Source organism: Polaromonas aquatica (assembly GCF_042659145.1).
GTDB lineage: Bacteria > Pseudomonadota > Gammaproteobacteria > Burkholderiales > Burkholderiaceae_C > Polaromonas > Polaromonas aquatica.
This window is the reverse complement of record NZ_JBHSRS010000005.1, coordinates 64,717-82,976: the sequence shown is the minus strand read 5'-3', so window position 1 is coordinate 82,976 and position 18,260 is coordinate 64,717. Positions and strand designations below refer to the sequence as shown.

Annotated in this window: 18 protein-coding genes; 3 read left to right on the top strand and 15 right to left on the bottom strand. The window is 58.5% G+C overall.

What is annotated here, in order from left to right:
• Positions 1–9 precede the first annotated feature (9 nt).
• The 4 genes from ACFQND_RS02670 to ACFQND_RS02655 form a co-directional block, all read right to left on the bottom strand.
• Positions 10–924, bottom strand: coding sequence for an EI24 domain-containing protein (locus ACFQND_RS02670; protein WP_371434457.1), 915 nt, complete (start codon positions 922–924; stop codon positions 10–12).
• 127 nt (positions 925–1,051) lie between these two features.
• Positions 1,052–2,014, bottom strand: a complete 963-nt coding sequence (locus ACFQND_RS02665) for a sterol desaturase family protein (protein WP_371434456.1) — start codon at positions 2,012–2,014, stop codon at positions 1,052–1,054.
• Positions 2,015–2,019: 5 nt separating this feature from the next.
• Positions 2,020–2,811, bottom strand: coding sequence for a polysaccharide deacetylase family protein (locus ACFQND_RS02660; protein WP_371434455.1), 792 nt, complete (start codon positions 2,809–2,811; stop codon positions 2,020–2,022).
• A 163-nt stretch (positions 2,812–2,974) separates the two neighbouring features.
• Positions 2,975–4,030, bottom strand: a complete 1,056-nt coding sequence (locus ACFQND_RS02655) for a YVTN family beta-propeller repeat protein (protein ID WP_371434454.1) — start codon at positions 4,028–4,030, stop codon at positions 2,975–2,977.
• 49 nt (positions 4,031–4,079) lie between these two features.
• Here ACFQND_RS02655 and ACFQND_RS02650 point away from each other — a divergent pair, with 49 nt between their 5' ends.
• Entirely contained in the window at positions 4,080–4,928 is an 849-nt protein-coding gene (locus ACFQND_RS02650; protein ID WP_371434453.1) for an alpha/beta fold hydrolase, read from the top strand.
• A 77-nt stretch (positions 4,929–5,005) separates the two neighbouring features.
• Here ACFQND_RS02650 and ACFQND_RS02645 read toward each other — a convergent pair whose 3' ends face one another.
• Both ACFQND_RS02645 and ACFQND_RS02640 read right to left on the bottom strand, forming a co-directional pair.
• Positions 5,006–5,599, bottom strand: a complete 594-nt coding sequence (locus tag ACFQND_RS02645; protein WP_371434452.1) for a molybdopterin-dependent oxidoreductase — start codon at positions 5,597–5,599, stop codon at positions 5,006–5,008.
• Between the two features lie 27 nt (positions 5,600–5,626).
• Positions 5,627–6,370 (bottom strand): pseudouridine synthase, encoded by a 744-nt coding sequence (locus tag ACFQND_RS02640; RefSeq protein WP_371434633.1) that lies wholly within the window; start codon positions 6,368–6,370, stop codon positions 5,627–5,629.
• Positions 6,371–6,540: 170 nt separating this feature from the next.
• Between ACFQND_RS02640 and ACFQND_RS02635 the strand changes: the two genes are divergently transcribed.
• On the top strand, positions 6,541–7,290 hold the full coding sequence (locus tag ACFQND_RS02635; protein ID WP_371434451.1) for a hypothetical protein: 750 nt from the start codon (positions 6,541–6,543) through the stop codon (positions 7,288–7,290).
• A gap of 139 nt (positions 7,291–7,429) precedes the next feature.
• Here ACFQND_RS02635 and ACFQND_RS02630 read toward each other — a convergent pair whose 3' ends face one another.
• Positions 7,430–8,863 (bottom strand): NAD-dependent succinate-semialdehyde dehydrogenase, encoded by a 1,434-nt coding sequence (locus tag ACFQND_RS02630; protein ID WP_371434450.1) that lies wholly within the window; start codon positions 8,861–8,863, stop codon positions 7,430–7,432.
• A gap of 222 nt (positions 8,864–9,085) precedes the next feature.
• Between ACFQND_RS02630 and ACFQND_RS02625 the strand changes: the two genes are divergently transcribed.
• On the top strand, positions 9,086–9,427 hold the full coding sequence (locus tag ACFQND_RS02625) for a hypothetical protein (protein WP_371434449.1): 342 nt from the start codon (positions 9,086–9,088) through the stop codon (positions 9,425–9,427).
• A gap of 229 nt (positions 9,428–9,656) precedes the next feature.
• On the opposite strand, the gene ACFQND_RS02620 is transcribed toward ACFQND_RS02625, so the two are convergent.
• The 8 genes from ACFQND_RS02620 to ACFQND_RS02585 all read right to left on the bottom strand — a co-directional run bounded on the left by ACFQND_RS02620 (position 9,657) and on the right by ACFQND_RS02585 (position 18,091).
• Positions 9,657–11,627 (bottom strand): AMP-binding protein, encoded by a 1,971-nt coding sequence (locus ACFQND_RS02620; RefSeq protein WP_371434448.1) that lies wholly within the window; start codon positions 11,625–11,627, stop codon positions 9,657–9,659.
• Between the two features lie 45 nt (positions 11,628–11,672).
• Positions 11,673–12,476: an enoyl-CoA hydratase/isomerase family protein gene (locus ACFQND_RS02615; RefSeq protein ID WP_371434447.1), complete on the bottom strand. Its 804-nt coding sequence runs from the start codon at positions 12,474–12,476 to the stop codon at positions 11,673–11,675.
• A 49-nt stretch (positions 12,477–12,525) separates the two neighbouring features.
• The gene (locus ACFQND_RS02610) at positions 12,526–12,951 is read right to left on the bottom strand and encodes a Zn-ribbon domain-containing OB-fold protein (RefSeq protein WP_371434446.1); all 426 of its coding nucleotides are present in this window, start codon (positions 12,949–12,951) and stop codon (positions 12,526–12,528) included.
• Positions 12,948–14,150 carry a thiolase C-terminal domain-containing protein gene (locus ACFQND_RS02605; protein ID WP_371434445.1) on the bottom strand — a complete coding sequence of 401 codons (1,203 nt, stop codon included), beginning with the start codon at positions 14,148–14,150 and terminating at the stop codon, positions 12,948–12,950. Before ACFQND_RS02605 ends, ACFQND_RS02610 begins: the two co-directional genes overlap by 4 nt.
• A complete protein-coding gene (locus tag ACFQND_RS02600) occupies positions 14,147–15,118 on the bottom strand; it encodes a Bug family tripartite tricarboxylate transporter substrate binding protein (protein ID WP_371434444.1) in 972 nt (323 codons plus the stop codon). The genes ACFQND_RS02605 and ACFQND_RS02600 overlap by 4 nt, the downstream gene beginning before the upstream one ends.
• Positions 15,119–15,189: 71 nt before the next feature.
• A complete protein-coding gene (locus ACFQND_RS02595) occupies positions 15,190–16,473 on the bottom strand; it encodes a CaiB/BaiF CoA transferase family protein (RefSeq protein ID WP_371434443.1) in 1,284 nt (427 codons plus the stop codon).
• Positions 16,473–17,612, bottom strand: coding sequence for an acyl-CoA dehydrogenase family protein (locus ACFQND_RS02590; RefSeq protein ID WP_371434442.1), 1,140 nt, complete (start codon positions 17,610–17,612; stop codon positions 16,473–16,475). The genes ACFQND_RS02595 and ACFQND_RS02590 overlap by 1 nt, the downstream gene beginning before the upstream one ends.
• Positions 17,609–18,091, bottom strand: coding sequence for a MaoC/PaaZ C-terminal domain-containing protein (locus ACFQND_RS02585; RefSeq protein WP_371434441.1), 483 nt, complete (start codon positions 18,089–18,091; stop codon positions 17,609–17,611). Before ACFQND_RS02585 ends, ACFQND_RS02590 begins: the two co-directional genes overlap by 4 nt.
• Positions 18,092–18,260 lie beyond the last annotated feature (169 nt).

The following is an 18,260-nucleotide window of genomic DNA, read 5'->3' as shown; positions in this document are numbered from 1 at the left end:
ATATCCGGTTCAGGATTGCAGGCCGGGTGGCGTTTCTGCCGATGCAGCAGGTACCGCGGGTATGGCAGGCGTTTCATCCGCTATTGATTTAATAGCTGGTGGCGCAGTCCTGTCGTCGGCCTTGGCACTATTTCTCTTGCGAAGCTGCTCCAGCGCCGACAAGGTGTAATGGGCAAACCAGAGCGATGAAAAGGCAAACACAAGCGTGTAGATCCAGATCGCAACCGGCACCAGGATAGGCGCCATCGCCACAAACATGGCGCCCGAGGCCCAGATCAGGCTGGGTGCGGCGCCAAGGTAGCCGCTAATCACGCCTATGCTCAACAGCTGGATGCGGTGCTCCCTGAAAATCTGCTGGCGCTCTTCGCTGCTGGCGTGGTCCACCAGCGCGTCATAAGACATCACGCGATAGGTCAGCCAGCCCCAGATCAGCGGCGGCAGTATCAGTATCAGCGGCGGAATCAGCCACAGCGGAATCGACAGCAACAGCGCAATCACGGCCAGCAAGGTGGAGCCCAGGGACCAGAACAGGCTGGCCAGCATGGAGCCGCCCTTTTTACGCTCCAGTTGCGGAAACCGTCGCTCGGCCACAAGGGCGACCATGGCCGGCGTCATGAAAATCGCCACAAACAGCAGCGAAGCGATCACGATCACGGGAATCGCCATGAACAGCAGCAACACCGGCGCCAGCACCACCCTCAGATTGGAAAGGCCCAGGCCTTCCAGCCAGCGCACCATGGTGTTCACCAGTTCGTAGCTGTCGAGGTTGCCACGTACCACCGCGATTGCGCTTTCCCAGAAGAAGTAGCCCAGCCCCAGCGAAAGCACGGCCATGATGACCAGCGGCAGGACGGACAGGGCAATCACCCGGGGGTGCAGGCAGTACATGGCTGCGCGCCAGAAGGAGTCTAGGAGTTTGCTCATGATCCGAAGGATAACTCCATTAAAAATCCGTTTCGAGCGAAACAATTTTCCGCCGGGCCGCCCCAAGGAAAATTAGCCCCCTCGGGGGGCAGCGAACCACACGCAGTGGGGAGCGTGGGGGCCATTCTCAGGCTTTACCAAACAAGCGCTTCAGGCCTGTCCACTGCTGCGACCAGAACCCGCGGCCGTAATCGCGGTTTTGCTCGACCTGGTCACGGATGCCAGTCGGGTCGTAGCGCTCCTGGAAGTTGGCCGTGCCGAATAGCATGTCCCACCAGGGCAGCAGCACGCCAAAATTGTGGCCGCCCAGGACAGTCTGCTCGTTCTTCAGGCTCTCATGTCCTATGCCTATGCTGTGGTGCACCCGGTGGAAACGCGGGCTGACCCAGAGCCGCTCGCCGATACGGCCAAACCACAGGCGCACATTGGCGTGCTGGAAACTTTCGCTAAGCTGGGTAAACGCCACGATGGCGACAAACTGGCCTGGCGCCACGCCGATCAGCTGCGCCACGACGACGATGATGATGTCCCCCACCACGTCATCGAGCAGATGGTTGCGGTTGTCGCTCCACATGGTCATTTGCCGCTGTGCATGGTGCAAAGAATGCAGGCGCCACCACCATTCCACGTGATGCTGGCCGCGGTGCGTCCAGTAGGCGACGAAGTCAAACACCACCAGGTAAATCACCAGGCTGACGATGGCGTTGTCCGTGACGCCCGGCCAGAGCTGGTCCAGGTGGAAAGTGCCGTAACCTGCCGTGCGCAACATGCCGAAGAGCTCGTCGAACCACGGGTCCAGCGTAAAAAACAGCGCCAGCCGGAACAGGCCCAGGCGGTGAATCAGGGTGTAAAGCACGTCCGTGCGTATGGTCGCCCGGTCCGTCACCGGCTCAGCCGGCCGCCAGCGCTGCAGCGGGCCGATCACGGCCAGCAAAATCAGCACCTGAATGACGCCCGCCAGCAACCAGGCCGTGGCCTCGTAGGCATCTTCAAGATAACCAGCCATGCCCAGCCAGAACATCAGCGGCTGCACCACGGTGTCGAACAGCCAGCTCTGCGCGTTCGAAAAAAGATCAGTAAACCATCCCATGGGCATTATTTTGCGGGCGCGGCGCCGGCCATGCCGGCATGGCTGTCAATCCAGGCCTTGTACTGGGGATGTTCGCGCAGGGTCTGGAAACAAAAACCGCGGGCCTGCAGCCCGGTGATCAAGGGCTCAAGCACTGCAGGCGCCCATGGGTCCTTGCGCGACCAGATACCCAGGTGGGCCAGCAAAATATCGCCGGGCCGGATGTCACGCAGTGCTTTTTTGAGCAATGCATCGTTGGGATATTTGTCGCTGGGCAACTCATCGCCCAGAAATCCGGCCGGCGACCAGCCCACATGCTCATAGCCGCATGACCTGGCTGCAGCCAGCAAGGCAGGCGAGGTTTTGCCGCCCGGCGCCCTGAACAGCGGCAAGGTTTTTTTGCCGGTGATCTCCTGCAGGCGGGTGGCTGATTTGACTATCTCTTCGCAATACTGCTTCGCCGTCCAGGTGAAGTCCTTGCCCTCGGACGGGCCCGCCGACGGCCGCACCTTGAACTGGACAGTATTGCCAGCCATATCGCCACGCCAATAAGTGTGGTCAAAAGTATGCGAGGCGAATTCATGGCCTTCTGCTGCGCGAGCCTTCCACCAGGGCGCCCAGTCCTTGCCCAGGCTGCCATCGCCTGTTTTGGTGCGCTCGTTGGCCGCGAAGAAAGTCACCTTGACCTGGTGTTTGTTGAGGATGTCCGCCATCAACGGCGCAACTTCCATATGGCCGGTATCCAGCGTCAGGTAAACCGGCTTGCAGGAGGCTGCCGGAGGTGTTTTTACCCCGTTTTGGGCATCATTTTGGCCCATGGCCGCCGTGGAACAAGCGCCGGAAGCTATCAAAACAATAGCACAGAAAGAACGTCGATTTTTCATATTCAAGCCAGGGCCGCGGAACCGGCTCCGCCGGGCCGCAGGGGCAGCGGCCCCCTCGGGGGGCAGCGACTCACACGCAGTGGAGGAGCGTGGGGGCTTATCTTGGCGCGTGATCCAGTGTCCAGACACCATGAGGGCTCTTTCCAACGTTCACCTGGCGCACGATCTTGCGGGTTGCCACATCAATCACGGTCAGTTTCTTGATCCAGCGCGAGGTCACCATGATCAGCTTGCCGTCGCGGCTCACGTCTATGCAGTCCGGGCCTCCCGGTGCGGGGTAGTTGTCCACCACCTCCATGGTTTTCAAATCAATCCGGCTGATGCTGTTGGCCACGCGGTTGCTCACCAGCACGTGGCGCTGGTCGCCAAAGGCGCGGAACGCATGGGCACCGGCGCCGGTCTTGATGACCTTGGTGCGCGAAGGCGTCTTGCCGCTCACGTCATAGACCTCGACCGCGTCGCCGCCCGTGAGGCCGACCAGCAGGAACTTGTCATCGGCAGTGCCGTATACGTCGGCGGGAATCGAACCTGTCTTGGTCCGCCACTTGACGGCCTGGCTGGCGAGGTCGATCGCTATCAGCTCGTCGCTGTCCTGCATGGTCGAATAAATCGTGGTGCTTTTGCTGTCAATCCACAAGTGGCTGGGTGTCTTGCCGGTGGGCACGCGCTTGACCAGCGTGATGTCCTTGCCGTCCCACTTGTAGATGTCAATATGGTTCAGGCGGTTGGCCGCGGTCACGAACCACTTCATGTCGGGTGAAAAGCGCAGCTGGTAGGGGTCGATGATGCCACGCACGGTGCGCTGCACCTCAGCCGTTTTGGGATCGATAAAAGTCAGCGAATCCGACAGCGCATTGGCCACGATCACCGACCTCTCGTCCGGCGTCAGGTAAAGATGGTGCGGCTGCTTGCCGGTGGCGATGCGTTTGGTTTCGGTCCACGTCTGCGGATCGATGACACTGACGCTGGCGTCCAGGGAATTGAGCACAAACACCGGGGAGGTCATGGCGGCCGGAGCAGTTGTCGCGCTTGCCGGTGCAGCGGGCTTCGCTGCAGTCTGGGCCTGAACAAGTGATACACCTGGTAGCACAACGCAAAAACCGGCAGCAACAACAAAGCAGCGGGCAGCTAGAAAACGGGCGGAGACATTCACAAAAACGGTCTTTCTCGGGGCAATCGGCTAGTGTACCGGGCAGCCAGCCATGGAATCCCGACTGGGTACCCCAATCCGGGACGAAATGCATGCCATCCCTTACGATATTGCGATGAACCTGATCCATATCAACGGCTCACAACTGGAAGTCAAACAGATTGCAGGCTCCAGCCACCTGGCGCCCCTGGTTTTCCTGCACGAAGGCCTGGGCTCTGTCAGCCTCTGGACACAGCGCGGACTGGACTGGCCGCTGGCCGTCTGCAAGGCCACCGGCCGCGCTGGCGTTGTTTATTCGCGGCGGGGTTATGGGCAGTCCGAGCCCATGCCCGCTGGCCGCAACCATCTGCAGCCCGACTACATGCACCGCGAGGCCCTGGACGCCCTGCCCGCCCTGCTCGAACAGCTGCAGATAGAAAAACCGGTGCTGGTCGGCCACTCGGACGGAGCGACGATTGCCCTGCTCCATGCCAGCCGGTTTGCCGTCTCAAGCTGCATTGCCATGGCCCCACACGTACTGGTTGAGCAGGTGTCCGTCACGGCGATTGCCGGGGCCAAGGTGGCGTTTGAGTCCAGCGAGCTGCCGGACGGCCTGCGCGCCCGGCTAGGCAAGCACCATGCGGATGTGGACGGCGCCTTCTGGCAATGGAATGACGTGTGGCTGTCCGAGGCATTTCGCAGTTTTGACATCCGGCCGGAATGCCGCCGCATCACGGCCCCGTTGCTGCTGATCCAGGGGCTGGACGACGAGTACGGCACCATGCTGCAACTGGATGAAATCGCCCTGGCCGTGCCGCACGCCGTGCAAGTCAGGCTGGCCGAATGCGGGCACTCGCCGCAGCGCGATCAGCCGCAAAAGACGCTGGAAGCGATTGCCGACTTCCTGCAGGCCAGGGATTGAATGCTATTTTTCTTGTAGCTGGCTGCGCCTGTACTTATTGACCTGCAGCCATTTTTCTTCAAAAAATCAACGCTGCATCAAGCCTCTTTGACTTCGATGTGGTAGGTCGCCCAAGGGCACCAGGCAAAACGCTCGGGCAGTTTTTTGGCCATCATCTCGGGGAAACGATCCGCGTCATAGACCGCCCAGAGCGGGCCCAAACCGCCCAATGCCATGGGCTGGCCGTCCAGGTGCGTGGCCACGACAAATCGGTATTTGCCAGCCTCGGCAGCCGTGACCTGCGCGGCATAACCGTCCACGGCGCGCAGGAAAAGCGTCGTCCTGCCGGTGACCTTTACGCCGCAGGCTTTCATGACATCCAGCAGCAAGGGCCCTTTCAGGGTATGCGGCTTGCCATCGTATTCCAGCGTCGGTTTGATGGTGACGGCCGGCAAGGCCGTGATGGCGGCAAAGTCGAACACCTGCGCCCTGTCAAAGCCGATTTTCTGCTTGGCCATCATCTGGTCCAGCGCAGGGTCCAGCGGACCGCGATTGCCGGTGCCTATCAACCCGCTGACTGTCAGCAAAATCGGGCCGCGCGAGACCTTGGGCGCATGCTGCGCGTTTGACAATGAAGGCGCAGCTACTGCGGCAAGCGCAGTGGCGCCCAGGAATTGACGACGCTGGTTCATGGCAATCTCCTCCGTTGTTTATTTGGCTCAACCCTTTTTGGCAGCAGCCGAGATATCAAGCAGATCCTGCGCCGTCAGCCAGCGCCACTCGCCGGCTTTCAGATCGGCAGGCAAGGCCAGTTCACCGATGCGTGAACGGTGCAGGCCGCCCACATCCTCCACCCGGTTACCCACTGCGGCAATCATGCGCTTGACCTGGTGGTACTTGCCTTCGGTCAGGGTCAGGCTGAGCGTGTTCTCGCCGGTTTTTTCACACGCCGCCGCCTTCACCGGCTTCGGATCGTCATCCAGTACCACGCCACTGAGCAGCTTCTGGATCTGTTTGTCGTCCACCGGGTGTTTTGCCCTGACTTCATACACCTTGGGTACATGGTGTTTCGGCGAACTCATGCGGTGGATGAACTTGCCGTCGTCCGACAACAACAGCAAACCGGTCGTGTCCTGGTCCAGCCGCCCCACCGCCTGCACCCCGGCCGCAGCACCACCGCCGCGCTGGCGAATCGGCGCGGGCAACAAGGTGTAAATGCTTGGGTAGGTGCTGGGTTTTTGCGAACACTCGTAGCCTGCCGGCTTGTGCAGCATGAGGTAGGCCTTCTCGTGGTATTCCCAGAGCGCGCCCTGCACCGTGAACTGAAGCCCATCCGCTATGAATTCCATAGCTGCATCCGCGCACGGGACGCCTGCCACAGCCACAAAACCCTGTTGAATCAGCCCGGCGCAGACGCGGCGGGTCCCGAATCCCTGGGTGTAAAGAATGTCCTGCAAACTCATCATGTTCATGGTGCTGATTGTCACCGACTCCAGCGGGGAAGAAGCCAAATGGCCTTGGTCAAGCGCTTTTTTCGCCAAGCCCCGATTCAACAGCTTTTTCGGTAATTTTTCACGGACTTACAAACTGACAGCCGTTACCATTGGTTTCAATCATCAGAAGGGGGGCAGTCATGATCACCCGTTCATATGGAAGCTGGATTGCAATAGGCAGCATTGCTCTGCTGATGGACGCCGGCCTTGGCGCCATGGTCCACGCCTGGTGGCAAAAGGCGAGTGCACGGGCACACCGCCGCATCCCCAAACACTGGCCCTTGCGTCAACGGCTGATCGCCAGCAGCGAGGAGCGCAAGATCTGGCGCTGGCTGGCCCAGGCCTTCCCCGAGCACTCCGTGATGGTCAAGATGCCTGTGACACGTTTCACCATGCCGCTCACCCAAAACCTTGGCCTGCACTGGTTTGAATTACTCAGCGGCTTGTACAGCACCTTCACCGTCACAACCGTCGACGGCCAGGTCATAGGCTGTGTGGACGTCGCGAGCAAGACACGACTATCCCCAAAAAACCGCAAACTCAAGGAAACGCTGCTCAACCAATGCGGCATTGCCTATATGGTGCTGGAATCGCTGGACCTCCCGAGCTTGCAGGACATACGTACAGAATTCCTCGGAGACATGGCAGCCATGCCACACGACCGCGCCTACGAACGCAGCCAGGCAGCCATAATTTCAGCCAGCACCAGCCTGCGCGAATCACTGAAGCGCCAGCGTAAAACCAGAAGCGACCGCTGCGCGCCCCTGGCAGCCAGTGCCGATGATCAGCGCGATTCACTGAACAATCATGACTCCAGCAGTTTTCCCATCCTGTGGCAGCATGACTCCTTTATCATGCCGCTGGACAGCCGCAAAAGCGAGTTGCATTAGACACAGGACCTGGCGGGATCATCCACGAAACAATTGCACGCCTCGATTGACTTGCTGCACGGGAGATACCGCATCCCTCTGGGCCCTGCCAAAGTAGCGGACAGAAGAACTTGACGGACCGCAGCCAAAGTCCGGTGGTTCAGAGCTCCATTTTGTGAGAGACCGTCTTCACCACGGTGTAATGCAACAGTCCTTCTTCGCCACCCTCTCGACCGAATCCGCTGGCCTTCACGCCACCAAAAGGCGTTTCAGCCACGGAGGCTTCCAGGGTGTTGATGGAAAGATTTCCGGCTTCGACCAAATTAATCATCTTGTCCACGTTCGCCGCAGAATGGGTGAGCCCGTACGCGGCAAGGCCAAAGGGCAGCGCGTTCGCTTTTGCGATAGCTTCATCCAGGGAAGCGACCCGATTGATGATGGCCATGGGTCCGAAGGGCTCTTCCTGCATGACCCGCGCATGGTCAGGCACGTCCGCCAGAACCGTAGGCGCGAAGAAGTACCCTTTGTCGCCAATCCGCTGCCCCCCGGTCAGAACCCGCGCGCCTTTTGCCAATGCATCTTCCGACAGGGCGGTCAGCGCCTCAAGACGGCGTGCGTTGGCCACGGGGCCCATTTCGGTTTTTTCCTCGATGCCATTGCCCACGACTGTCGCAGCCGCCTGCCTGGTAAACGCGTCGACAAATCGATCAAACACTCTTTCGTGGACGAAAAAGCGCGTCGGTGATGTGCATACCTGTCCGGAATTGCGCACCTTTCGCGTTGCCGACAGGATGCCTGCCTGGTGCGGATCCACATCGTCACACACAATCACCGGCGCATGACCGCCCAGCTCCATGAGAACCGGCTTTCCGTGCCGCCCGGCCAGGCTCGTCAGGTGCCGGCCGACCGCCGTCGACCCGGTAAAGGCAATCAGCCGTGTCTGATCCTGTGGAATCAGGTAGTCCGAGATGACGGATGGAATACCGAACACCAGATTCAGGACGCCCGGCGGCAGGCCCGCATCGTGGAAAGCGCGCGCGATATGGATGGCACCGCCAGGGGTTTCCTCGGCCGCTTTCAGGATGATTGAGCAACCAGCAGCCAAAGCACCTGCGACCTTTCGCGCGGGTTGGCTCATCGGGAAATTCCAGGGCGAAAAAGCCGCCACCATACCGATCGGCTGACGAACCGTCATGTAGCGAATGCCCGGTTCACTGGGGATGACCCTGCCGTACAGCCGCTGCGCCTCGCCTGCATCCCACTCAAAAAATTCACAGCCACGGATCACTTCGAGCCGTGCCTGCCTGATAGGCTTGCCAAGCTCCGAGCTAATGGCGAAGGCAATCTCTTCGTTGCGCTCCCTCAAGAGCGAGCTGGCGCGCATCATGATCTCGGCTCGTTTGCGCGGCGCCGTGCAGCTCCAGACCCTCAAGCCTTCCACTGCGGCCAGGAGTGCATCATCAAGATCGGATTGCCGCGCAATGGGCAGGAAGCCCAGCACGGATTCATCCGCCGGATTCAGAACGGGCATTGTCTCCGGGGAGGAGCGCCATTTGCCGCCAATGTAGAGCTTCAGATCGGGATAAGTAGGCATAGGGTCATCAGGAGGTGAGTTCACACGAACGTTGGGACGTATTAGGCCGCCCGGTGATGCTGCCGACAAGCGAATTCTCCTGAACCATTCCTCAGCGCAACTGTAAGGTTGGGCGCATCTTGAGGCCGTTGGTCGAACCGGCGCCATTGCCGTCGTAGCCGGGGGCAAGAACTAAAGTCCAGCTAAAGGCATCTTGAATTTCTGAGGTAAGCAGAAGAAAGGATGGTGATTTTTTTCAGGCAGCGCGATGACATCATCAATCAGGTCACACAGACATGTGCCGCAAACTCTGGCATCAACGATAACCAATCGTCCGAGCTTGCCAGCGACCCTGCCGGGCTGACCTCAAAGTGCAGTCAACCCGAATCGGTACCGGGACCGCTTCTTACCGGGAACGCAAAAAGCGTTCTTGCAATGCTTACCGGTCAGCATGCGGAAACTGCATTAAAAATGAGTGATTTTCAGAGGAAAATCTGGGAACAATTTTTGACTCTAGCGGGCTTTCAACATTTGTTCCCCGGTTTGTTCCCCGGTTTTGCGTTGGCTGCTAGCGAATTTCATTGAATCGGATTGGACGATAAATTTCTAATTTCCCAATGAAAAAAGCCGCTTACTGAACTTCAGTAAACGGCCTTGATCGTTATGGTGGTGGGCAGCTTTCTAAGCAGCTGTTGCGCAGGTCGTAAACAACGCGCACAGCGATCCAATTCTGGACCGAATTCCCCAAAACTTCCACCATCGCAACATAGCGACCAATAAACAGCAAGAATCCCTATGGGTGTCGCCGGGTCAATCAGACTCTGCTGCAGATGGATTGCAATTCGGCTACAGCCAGTGGATTCGACAGTGACGATAGATCACCAGGACTGTCACCACACACAACTGAGCGCACAACGCGCCGCATGATTTTCATGTTCCGGGTCTTAGGCAGGTCGCTTACCAGCAGTACAAGTTTTGGCCTGTAGGAGCTACCCATGCCCTGCACCACTGCAGCGGAAAGCTCTCGCTTGAGCTCAGCATCTGCCTTTACGCCAGGCATAACTACGCAGACGCAAATAAGAGCCGAGCCTTTGAGTTCATCAGGCACCCCCACCACGGCTGCCTCGGATACCTTGCCAGTAGCGGCCAGAAGAGTTTCAATTTCGGATGGTCCGGTTCGCTTGCCCGAAATCTTGATAGTGTCATCGCTGCGGCCAAGGATGTAATAGAGGCCGTCTTCATCGCGCATGGCCAAGTCACCGTGCACCCACATGCCCGGGATCGTGCGCCAATAGCTGTCAAGATAGCGCTCCTCATCGCGCCAGAGGCCTTTGGTCATACCGATGTTGGGGTTGCAGAGCACCAACTCGCCGATCTGGCCATCTGCCACCGGCCTGCCGATATTGTCGACAATCGCCACGCCCGCCCCAAGGCCACGCAGGTCGAACGATCCGGGCCGAAGAGGCCCATGCAGGGTCCCAACAAAATTACAGCCACCTACCTCTGTCCCGCCCACGATGTTCAGAAAAGGGAGTGTCTTTTTGCAAACATGCTCAAAAAACCAGTCCCAAGGTGCGCGCGTCCAGACCTCGCCGGCCGACACCGTGACACGCAGCATTGAGAGGTTGTAGCGCGCAACCTCAACATCGCCGTTTCGCATTAAGCTGCGGATCAGGGTGGGCGCAACACCCACGTATGTCACCTTGTGGTCTTGCAGGAGGCGCCAAAATCTGCCACTGTCCGGGTAGTCTGGTGTGCCTTCCGCCACCAGCAGGCTTCCGCCGAAATAGCTGGGAATGCAAGCACACATTGCACCCACCATCCATCCCATGTCACTCATGAAAAAGAAGCGGTCACTGCTTTTGAAGTCAGCGCAGATATGCATGTCACGTGTGACCATAGAAGCAAGGAAACCCACATGCGTCCACACACAGCCTTTGGGTCTGCCAGTAGTGCCTGATGTATAAAGCAACACGGATGGCGCTTCTGCGTCCATCTCTGCCGTCGCCATATCGCTCGCCTGAGATGCAATCGCCTCAGCCCAGTCATGGTCACGGCCAAGAACCATGGGGCAATCGATCGCATCGCCGAGATGGCGTAAAACTAGTACCGCTTCAACGCTGGGCACTGCTTGCAGGGCTTCGTCGAGTACCGACTTCATCACCCCCGGGGCACCTCGCCGCCAAGTACCGTCAACCGTCAAAACGGCCTTTGCCTCGCCATCATTCAGCCGGGCCACCAACGGCTGTGGCCCGAAACCCGAAAACAACGGCATCACAATCGCGCCTATTTTCAGCAAGGCAAAAAAAGCTATGAATGTCTCCGGCAGATTAGGCATGAAAAGGCCAACCCGATCGCCACGCGCAATGCCCAGCGCTTGCAGCGCTCCGGCCAGTCGGCAGACCTCCGCATCGAACTCACCGTAAGTGAATGCACGGTGGGCACCAGGATCTTCCCCCTCCCACACCAAAAACGTTTTTTCCCAGGTCGACGTACCACGGTGCCGGTCAAGGCAGTTCAAGACAATATTTGTTGTGCCACCCACGCACCAGCTTGCGCGCTCTATGCCCTGCGAGGTATCGAGCATCTGCGTATACGGCTTGTAGAACCGGAAGTCACAAAAGGACATTACTTCCTGCATCAACCAGGCAGGATCTTCGTCTGCGCGTGCAGACAAATTCTCTAGAGTAGCTTCGCCGGTCTGACGTAGAAAGGCGCTGAGATTGGAATCGGCCATGCCTTGTGCAGAGGGAAGCCATTCAAATGCAGATTTGACAGAATTCATATGCCTCCTCTCCCGAAAATTTTGCGGCTTTTCTTGCACGACGACTTATTGATTTGCAGAAGGAAATCTCGGCTGGCGTTTTTCACGTACCGATGCCACACCTTCGGCAGCATCCTCCCCGAGGAAGCACAGCATTTCCGCTGCCAACGAGCTTTCAAATATGGGTCGTGCCATATTCATCCAACCGTTAAGCGAACGTTTGGTCAAGCGGATGGCCTGCTGGCTGCCCACAGCCAGCTTGTTAGCCACCGACATCGCCTTGTCCATCAGATCAGCGCGCGGCACGCACAGGCTCACCAACCCTATACGCTCAGCCTCCTTGCCGCTAATGAAGTCTCCTGTGAGCAGGTAATACTTTGCCTTGGCCATGCCGCACAACAAAGGCCAGCAAATGGCTGCGTGATCGCCAGCAGCCACACCGATCTTCACATGGCCGTCTGTCACCTTTGCCTCTTCCGCGATGATGCTGATGTCCGCCAAGAACGCAACAGCCAGGCCCGCGCCGACTGCAACGCCGTTGATGGCCGAGATAATGGGCTTGTCGCACGCCATCATGTTGTAAACGACCTCAGACGCCTCCGTGAGCGTGGCGGCCACCACAGTCGGGTTTCCGACCATGGTAGACACCCACTCCAAGTCGCCACCCGCTGAGAAAGCTTGGTCACCGGCGCCTGTGATCACCGCCACCTTGGTACGCGCATCGTCGGTCACGACCTGCCAGACCTTAGTCAGTTCCCAATGCAAGCGCGCATTTGTGGCATTAAACACCTCGGGGCGGTTGATAGTGATCAACAGCACGCCGTTAGGCTTGTGGTCGAACTTCAGGAACTGAAAATCTTCAAATTTCATGGTGTGCATCCTTGCATCTTGGCGATAAGTGGATAGAAAATAGGAGATATCAGGCCGGCCTGAAACGCGGCAGAAAAATCCCGCCGCCTGCCGCCTCACAAACCAGTTGAACGCGCATATCGAAGGTGATCTGAGTCACATCGCCTTTCACAAGGGAACTGATCATGCGCGGTCCTTCATCAAGCTCCACCAACAGCACCGCATAGGGCGTGTCTTGCTTGAAGGCGGGCCCAGGCGCGCGGTGTACCACGCTGAAGGAATGCACGCGGCCACCACCGCTAGCTGCACAGTGTTCGAGACGTTCACTGCCACATTCCCTGCAAATTGCCTGCTGGTAAAACTGCACATGACCGCATTCCAGGCAATGTTGCAGCAACAATTGACCATTTTCCAGGCCACGCCAATAGGCTCCGGTGTCCGCGTCCGGAACCGGTAGCGGTTTGACATGTGCATCTTTGGGCTCGATACGGTTCACAGCGCCACCTCGTTTCCGAGGATCGTTGTAGCTTGTGTGGCGAAGCCCGCGCCCAAGCTATGCACCAACCCCAATTCAGCGCCAGCCACCTGACGCTCGCCGCAGTCACCGCGAAGCTGCTGTACAACCTCCATGAAGTGGAACAGCGAGCCTGGCATGCCTGGATGGGCATACGACAGCAAACCACCGTGAGTGTTGCACGGAATCGCGCCGCCGTAAGTGATCTGCCGGTCATCCACAAAACGCCCACCCTCGCCTTTCGGGCAGAAGCCGAGGTCCTCCAGCATCATGATGACTGTGCCCGTAAAGCAGTCGTACACACCGGCAACATTGATATCGGTGGGCTCGCAACCTGCCATCTCGTACGCCTTTGCACTGGACTGCACCGCGCCTGTGGTGGTGAGTGAGGGCATCAGGAAAATATGTTCATGCGTATAGCACTCGCCCGCGCCCAGGATGTAGACGGGCTTTGCCCGTACATCCGATTTCGCCCGCTCCGCCGAGGTCACAACAAACGCCGCTGCCCCGTCGGAGATCAATGAACAATCGAGCTTGTGATACGGCGTCGTGACCCAACCCGAGTTCATCACGTCGTCCACCGTGATAGGCGTCGTCATCTGCGCACCGGGGGTACGGCTCGCATGTTCGCGATGAATCACCGCGACTTTTGCAAGCTGCTCGGACGTGGTTCCGAAATCCTTCATATGACGATGCGCTGTCATTGCGAACGTATTGGCAACCGGGATGCCGAAAGGCATTTCGTACTGCTGGTCACGACTTTCGGTCATAGCGCGTAGGGCGAGGTCCGGCGACAGCCCTGTGAGCAGGCTATCCGCCCCAACGATCAGGATGTTCTTGGCCAAGCCACCGGCAATCGCCGCGGCTGCAATATTAAACATCGTGGCCGCCGTTGCGCCGGACACCTGCAGTGTGTTGGAGAACGTCGGCGTTATGCCCATGTATTCGCTAAACGCGACACTGAAGCGATGGAAAGGCACGGCGAACGCAGAGCTTGCCAACACACCGTCGATCTCGCTGCGATCGATGCCGGCATCTGCCAGCGCAGCCTGCGCCGCCTGCGCCGCCAGCGCCAGCACACTTTTTCCGGGCACACGCCCGACATCCGATTGCCCTGCGCCCACAATCGCGGCTTTGCCGCGGATCGTGGTCTCATTACCGCTTTTCCTGGAAGCGTTCATTCTGCTGCGATGTGTGCTGCCTTTACAACGGTACCGATTTTGGCGAGTTCGGCACGTTGCAGGTTGGCGAATGCTTCAGGGGGCACAGGGCGCGGGTCAGACCCCAAGGCACGCATTTTCTTTTGCACCTCCGGATCTTTCAGGCTGGCCAGAATTTCATTCGACAGGCGCATGGCCACGTCCTTTGGCAGTCCAGCTGGTGCCCAAAAACCAATCCAAGCCGTGTAGTCCATCCCCGGAAAGCCTGCTTCGGTCACTGTTTCAAGATCCGGTGCCAAGCTGGAGCGCTGTGCGCCGGTCAGGGCCAGCGCACGGACACGGCCCGCGCTCATGTTGCCCTGGCTACTGGCCAACGGTTCGCACAACACATCGAGCTGGCCACCCATGATGTCGGTCAATGCCTGCGGCGAGGCCTTGTAAGGCACCTTCACCAGGTCAATGCCCGCAATGGACTTCAGCAATTCAGTACACAACAATGCGGAGCTGGTACCGGAGCCGTAGTTCAGTTTTCCGGGAGCCGCCTTGGCTGCAGCCACCAGGTCGCCGACGCGCTTGAACGGTGAGTTCGAGGGCACCAGTAAAACAAACGGCGTGTCAACCACCAAAGCCAATGGCTGAAAGTCCTTCAGCGGATCAGTCGCAAAATTTTTGTACAGATAAACATTAGCCGCCATTGTGGTGTTGGTGCCAATCATGATGGTGTAACCGTCAGCCTTGGCTTTCGACGCAACGGTTACGCCAAGCACACCGCCCGCTCCGGCGCGGTTGTCGACCACCACCGACTGGCCGAGGCGCTCGCTCAGCCACTGTGCAATCACACGCGCAACGCCATCAGTCACGCCACCCGCGCCTGCCGGCACGATCATTGAAATTGGTTTCGCCGCAGGCCACGCCTGGCCATATACGGGGTTGAGTACTGCCAGGGCGGCAAGGCCGAACAGGCACCAGATGTGTCTCAATGTCTTCATGGTTTTCTTTCTGGTTGGTGAAAAGTTTGAAGTTGTCTCTCAATTTTTTAAGCAGTTCTCAGGAGGGCGGTTCAGGGTGGCTCTTTCTCCGGCCTTTTAGCGGTCTCTTTTCCCGTCTGACTGGCTGACCAATCGCGGACCGCTGGATGGCCTGAGCCCAATATTCGTTGCAATACCACTTCGGTGTGCTCGCCGAGCGTAGGCGGCCCGTTGCGGTACTGCACAGGCGTGGCTGAAAAGTGAATTGGATTGGCGACCGACGGCACACGACCGGCAACGCGATGCGGCAACTCCATCTGGATACCGCGTGCTTTGACCTGCGGGTCGGCGAAGACGCGGTCTATGGTGTTGATCGGGCCGCATGGAACGTCGACCGATTCCATTACCCGTACCCATTCATCGATCGTGCGGGTCACGGTAATGCTTTCGAGCAGCGGTATCAGAGTATCTGAATTCTTCAGCCGCAGTGCACCGGTCCGATAGCGGAGATCCTCCCCGATATCAGTTCGATTCATGGCTTTCACCATTCGTATGAATTGCGCATCGTTACCAACCGCAAGAATCAAATGCCCGTCTGATGCCGGAAAGCGCTGGTACGGCGCAATGTTCGGATGGCCATTACCGGTGCGCTTGGGCGCGATGCCAGTAGTGAGGAAGTTCATCGCCTGGTTGGCAAGAACCGCCACCTGCACATCAAGCAACCCGATGTCGATGTGCTGACCACCGCCGCCGTTGTCCCGATGCCGCAGTGCCGACACCATCGCCAGCGCGGCGTACATGCCGGCCATGATGTCGGCCAGCGCCACACCGGCGCGTTGCGGGCCGGCGCCGGGGCATCCGTCGCGCTCACCTGTCACGCTCATCAACCCGCCCATGCCCTGGATCAAATAGTCATAACCGGCGCGCTTGCGGTACGGACCAGTCTGCCCGAAGCCGGTGATGGAGCAGTACACGAGGTCTGGGAACTCTGCCTTTAACGAGTCGAAGTCGAGCCCGTACTTGACCAGTCCACCGACCTTGAAGTTCTCTACAAACACATCGCATTCTGCGACCAGAGCGCGCACCAGCCGCTGGCCTTCTGGCGTGGCGATGTCGATGGCGACCGATTGCTTGCCGCGGTTGCAAGCGAGGAAGTAGGCTGCGTCGGTATCTTCACCAGTGTCCTTGTTCCGAATGAAAGGTGGGCCCATGCGGCGCGTGTCATCGCCGCTGCCAGGCTGCTCAATCTTGATGATTTCCGCGCCCATATCAGCCAGCGCTTGCGTGGCCCACGGCCCGGCCAGTACGCGCGTGAGATCCAGCACGCGAATCCCGGCCAGGGGACCTGTGAAAGTGGGAACCTCTTTGTCAGCCATCAAATACCCATCGTCTTAGAAATGATGGTTCGCTGGATCTGTGACGTGCCACCACCAATCGTCGCCTGCATGCCTTCACGGAAGTAGCGCTCCATGTGCGACTCGGGCAGCATACTGTGCCCCCCCAGAATCTGCATGCCCTGGCGCGTCACCGTCTGCAGAGTTTCGGATGCCAGTAGCTTGGCCATGCTTACCTCGCGCGTGCAGGGCTCGTGGCGCGAAGCCATGTCAGCGCCCCGGTAAACCATCAGGCGGGCCGCATCAACGGCGGTCTGCATGTCGGCCAGCATGTGGCGTATGGCTTGGAACTCAAAGATGGGGCGGTCGAACTGAATGCGCTCGTGCGCATAACGCAACGCGTCGCTCACTGCTTGCTGTGCATTACCGACGTAGGCGGCCGCTACCGCTATACGCTCCAGCTCCAGGTGATCCGTGATGATGGACCACCCCCCACCCGCCTCGCCCAGAATGTTCCGCTGCGGTACTATGGCGTCATCGAGGAATATCTCTGTCGTGCCAGTGGCGCGCCTGGCCATGGTTGGTAACTTGCGGATGTCGACCTTTGGGGTGTCATTGGGCACCAGTAGCACCGAGAGGCCCTTGTGCTTGGCGGCTGCGGCATCGGTGCGCACAAGCATCGCGATGACGGTGTTTTTGGCGGCAGCGCCAGAGCACCAAAGCTTCTGGCCGGTGATAGCCCAGCCCTCTTCGCGCAATTCGGCACGGGTACGTGTGCTGGCGGCATCCGAGCCTGCCGAGGGTTCCGAGATTGAGATGGAAAAACGGATGTCTCCACGCATGTAGGCCGGCAGGTATTGTTGCTGTTGTTCTTTGGTTCCGAACTTCACGATATTCATCGCGGTAAATGTCGACACCATGAACGCCGTCGCAAAGTCAAAACCGTAGCGCGCCAGCCCCTCGCACATCAGCGCGTATTCGAAGATCGAACCGCCATCGCCGCCCTGAGCCTCCGGAATCAGCAACTTCAACCAGCCCGCCTTGGCGACCTTTTCATAAGCGTCATACGGATATTCGCGCGCGGTGTCGCATCGCAGTACGTAGTCGGCTCCGATTTCCTTTTCCATGAAACGTGCAACCGTTTCCTGCCAGTACTGCTGCTCTTCGGTGAGGAAATTCATGCTGCAACTCCCGTGAAAGTCCCAGTGATGGGAATACAGCCAGGCACACGCTCGCGGTGAACCAGCACGCTGAAATCACAACTCATCACCACCTCACCGTGCTGGTTAACGGCCTGTAGCCGCGCCGTTGCAACACCATGCTTGTCGCCTTTCTCACGCAGCCCCGTGATCTCCGCCTCCGAATGCAGGGTGTCACCGATAAAGGTCGGATGAACAAAACGCAAGTTGTTAACGCCGTAAAAGGCCTCAATAACGCCGCCGTCATAGCCAAACAGGGCATTGCTAATGACAAACACCAAGCCCCCCTGCACAACGCGCTGTCCAAATTTACTGTTTTTGGAGAACTCGGCATCAGCATGAATGTCGAGCCAGTTGCCGGTCAGACCGCAAAAGTTGACAACATCTGTCTCGGTGATAGTCCGCCCCCGGGAGCGGGTGCGCTGACCCAGCGCGAGTTCGTTGAAAGGCAGGTTGAACATGTCTACAAATACTCCATTAAGACTAAGAATCTGCTCTTATCCTAGGCCTCAATTTCGTTTTGTAAATATTAATTTCATTTAGATAGATAAAATTCCATAAGCACCGGATAGAGAGCTTTGATTTTTTATTTAAATTTCACCAATAAAATAACCCACTACCACCCTGATC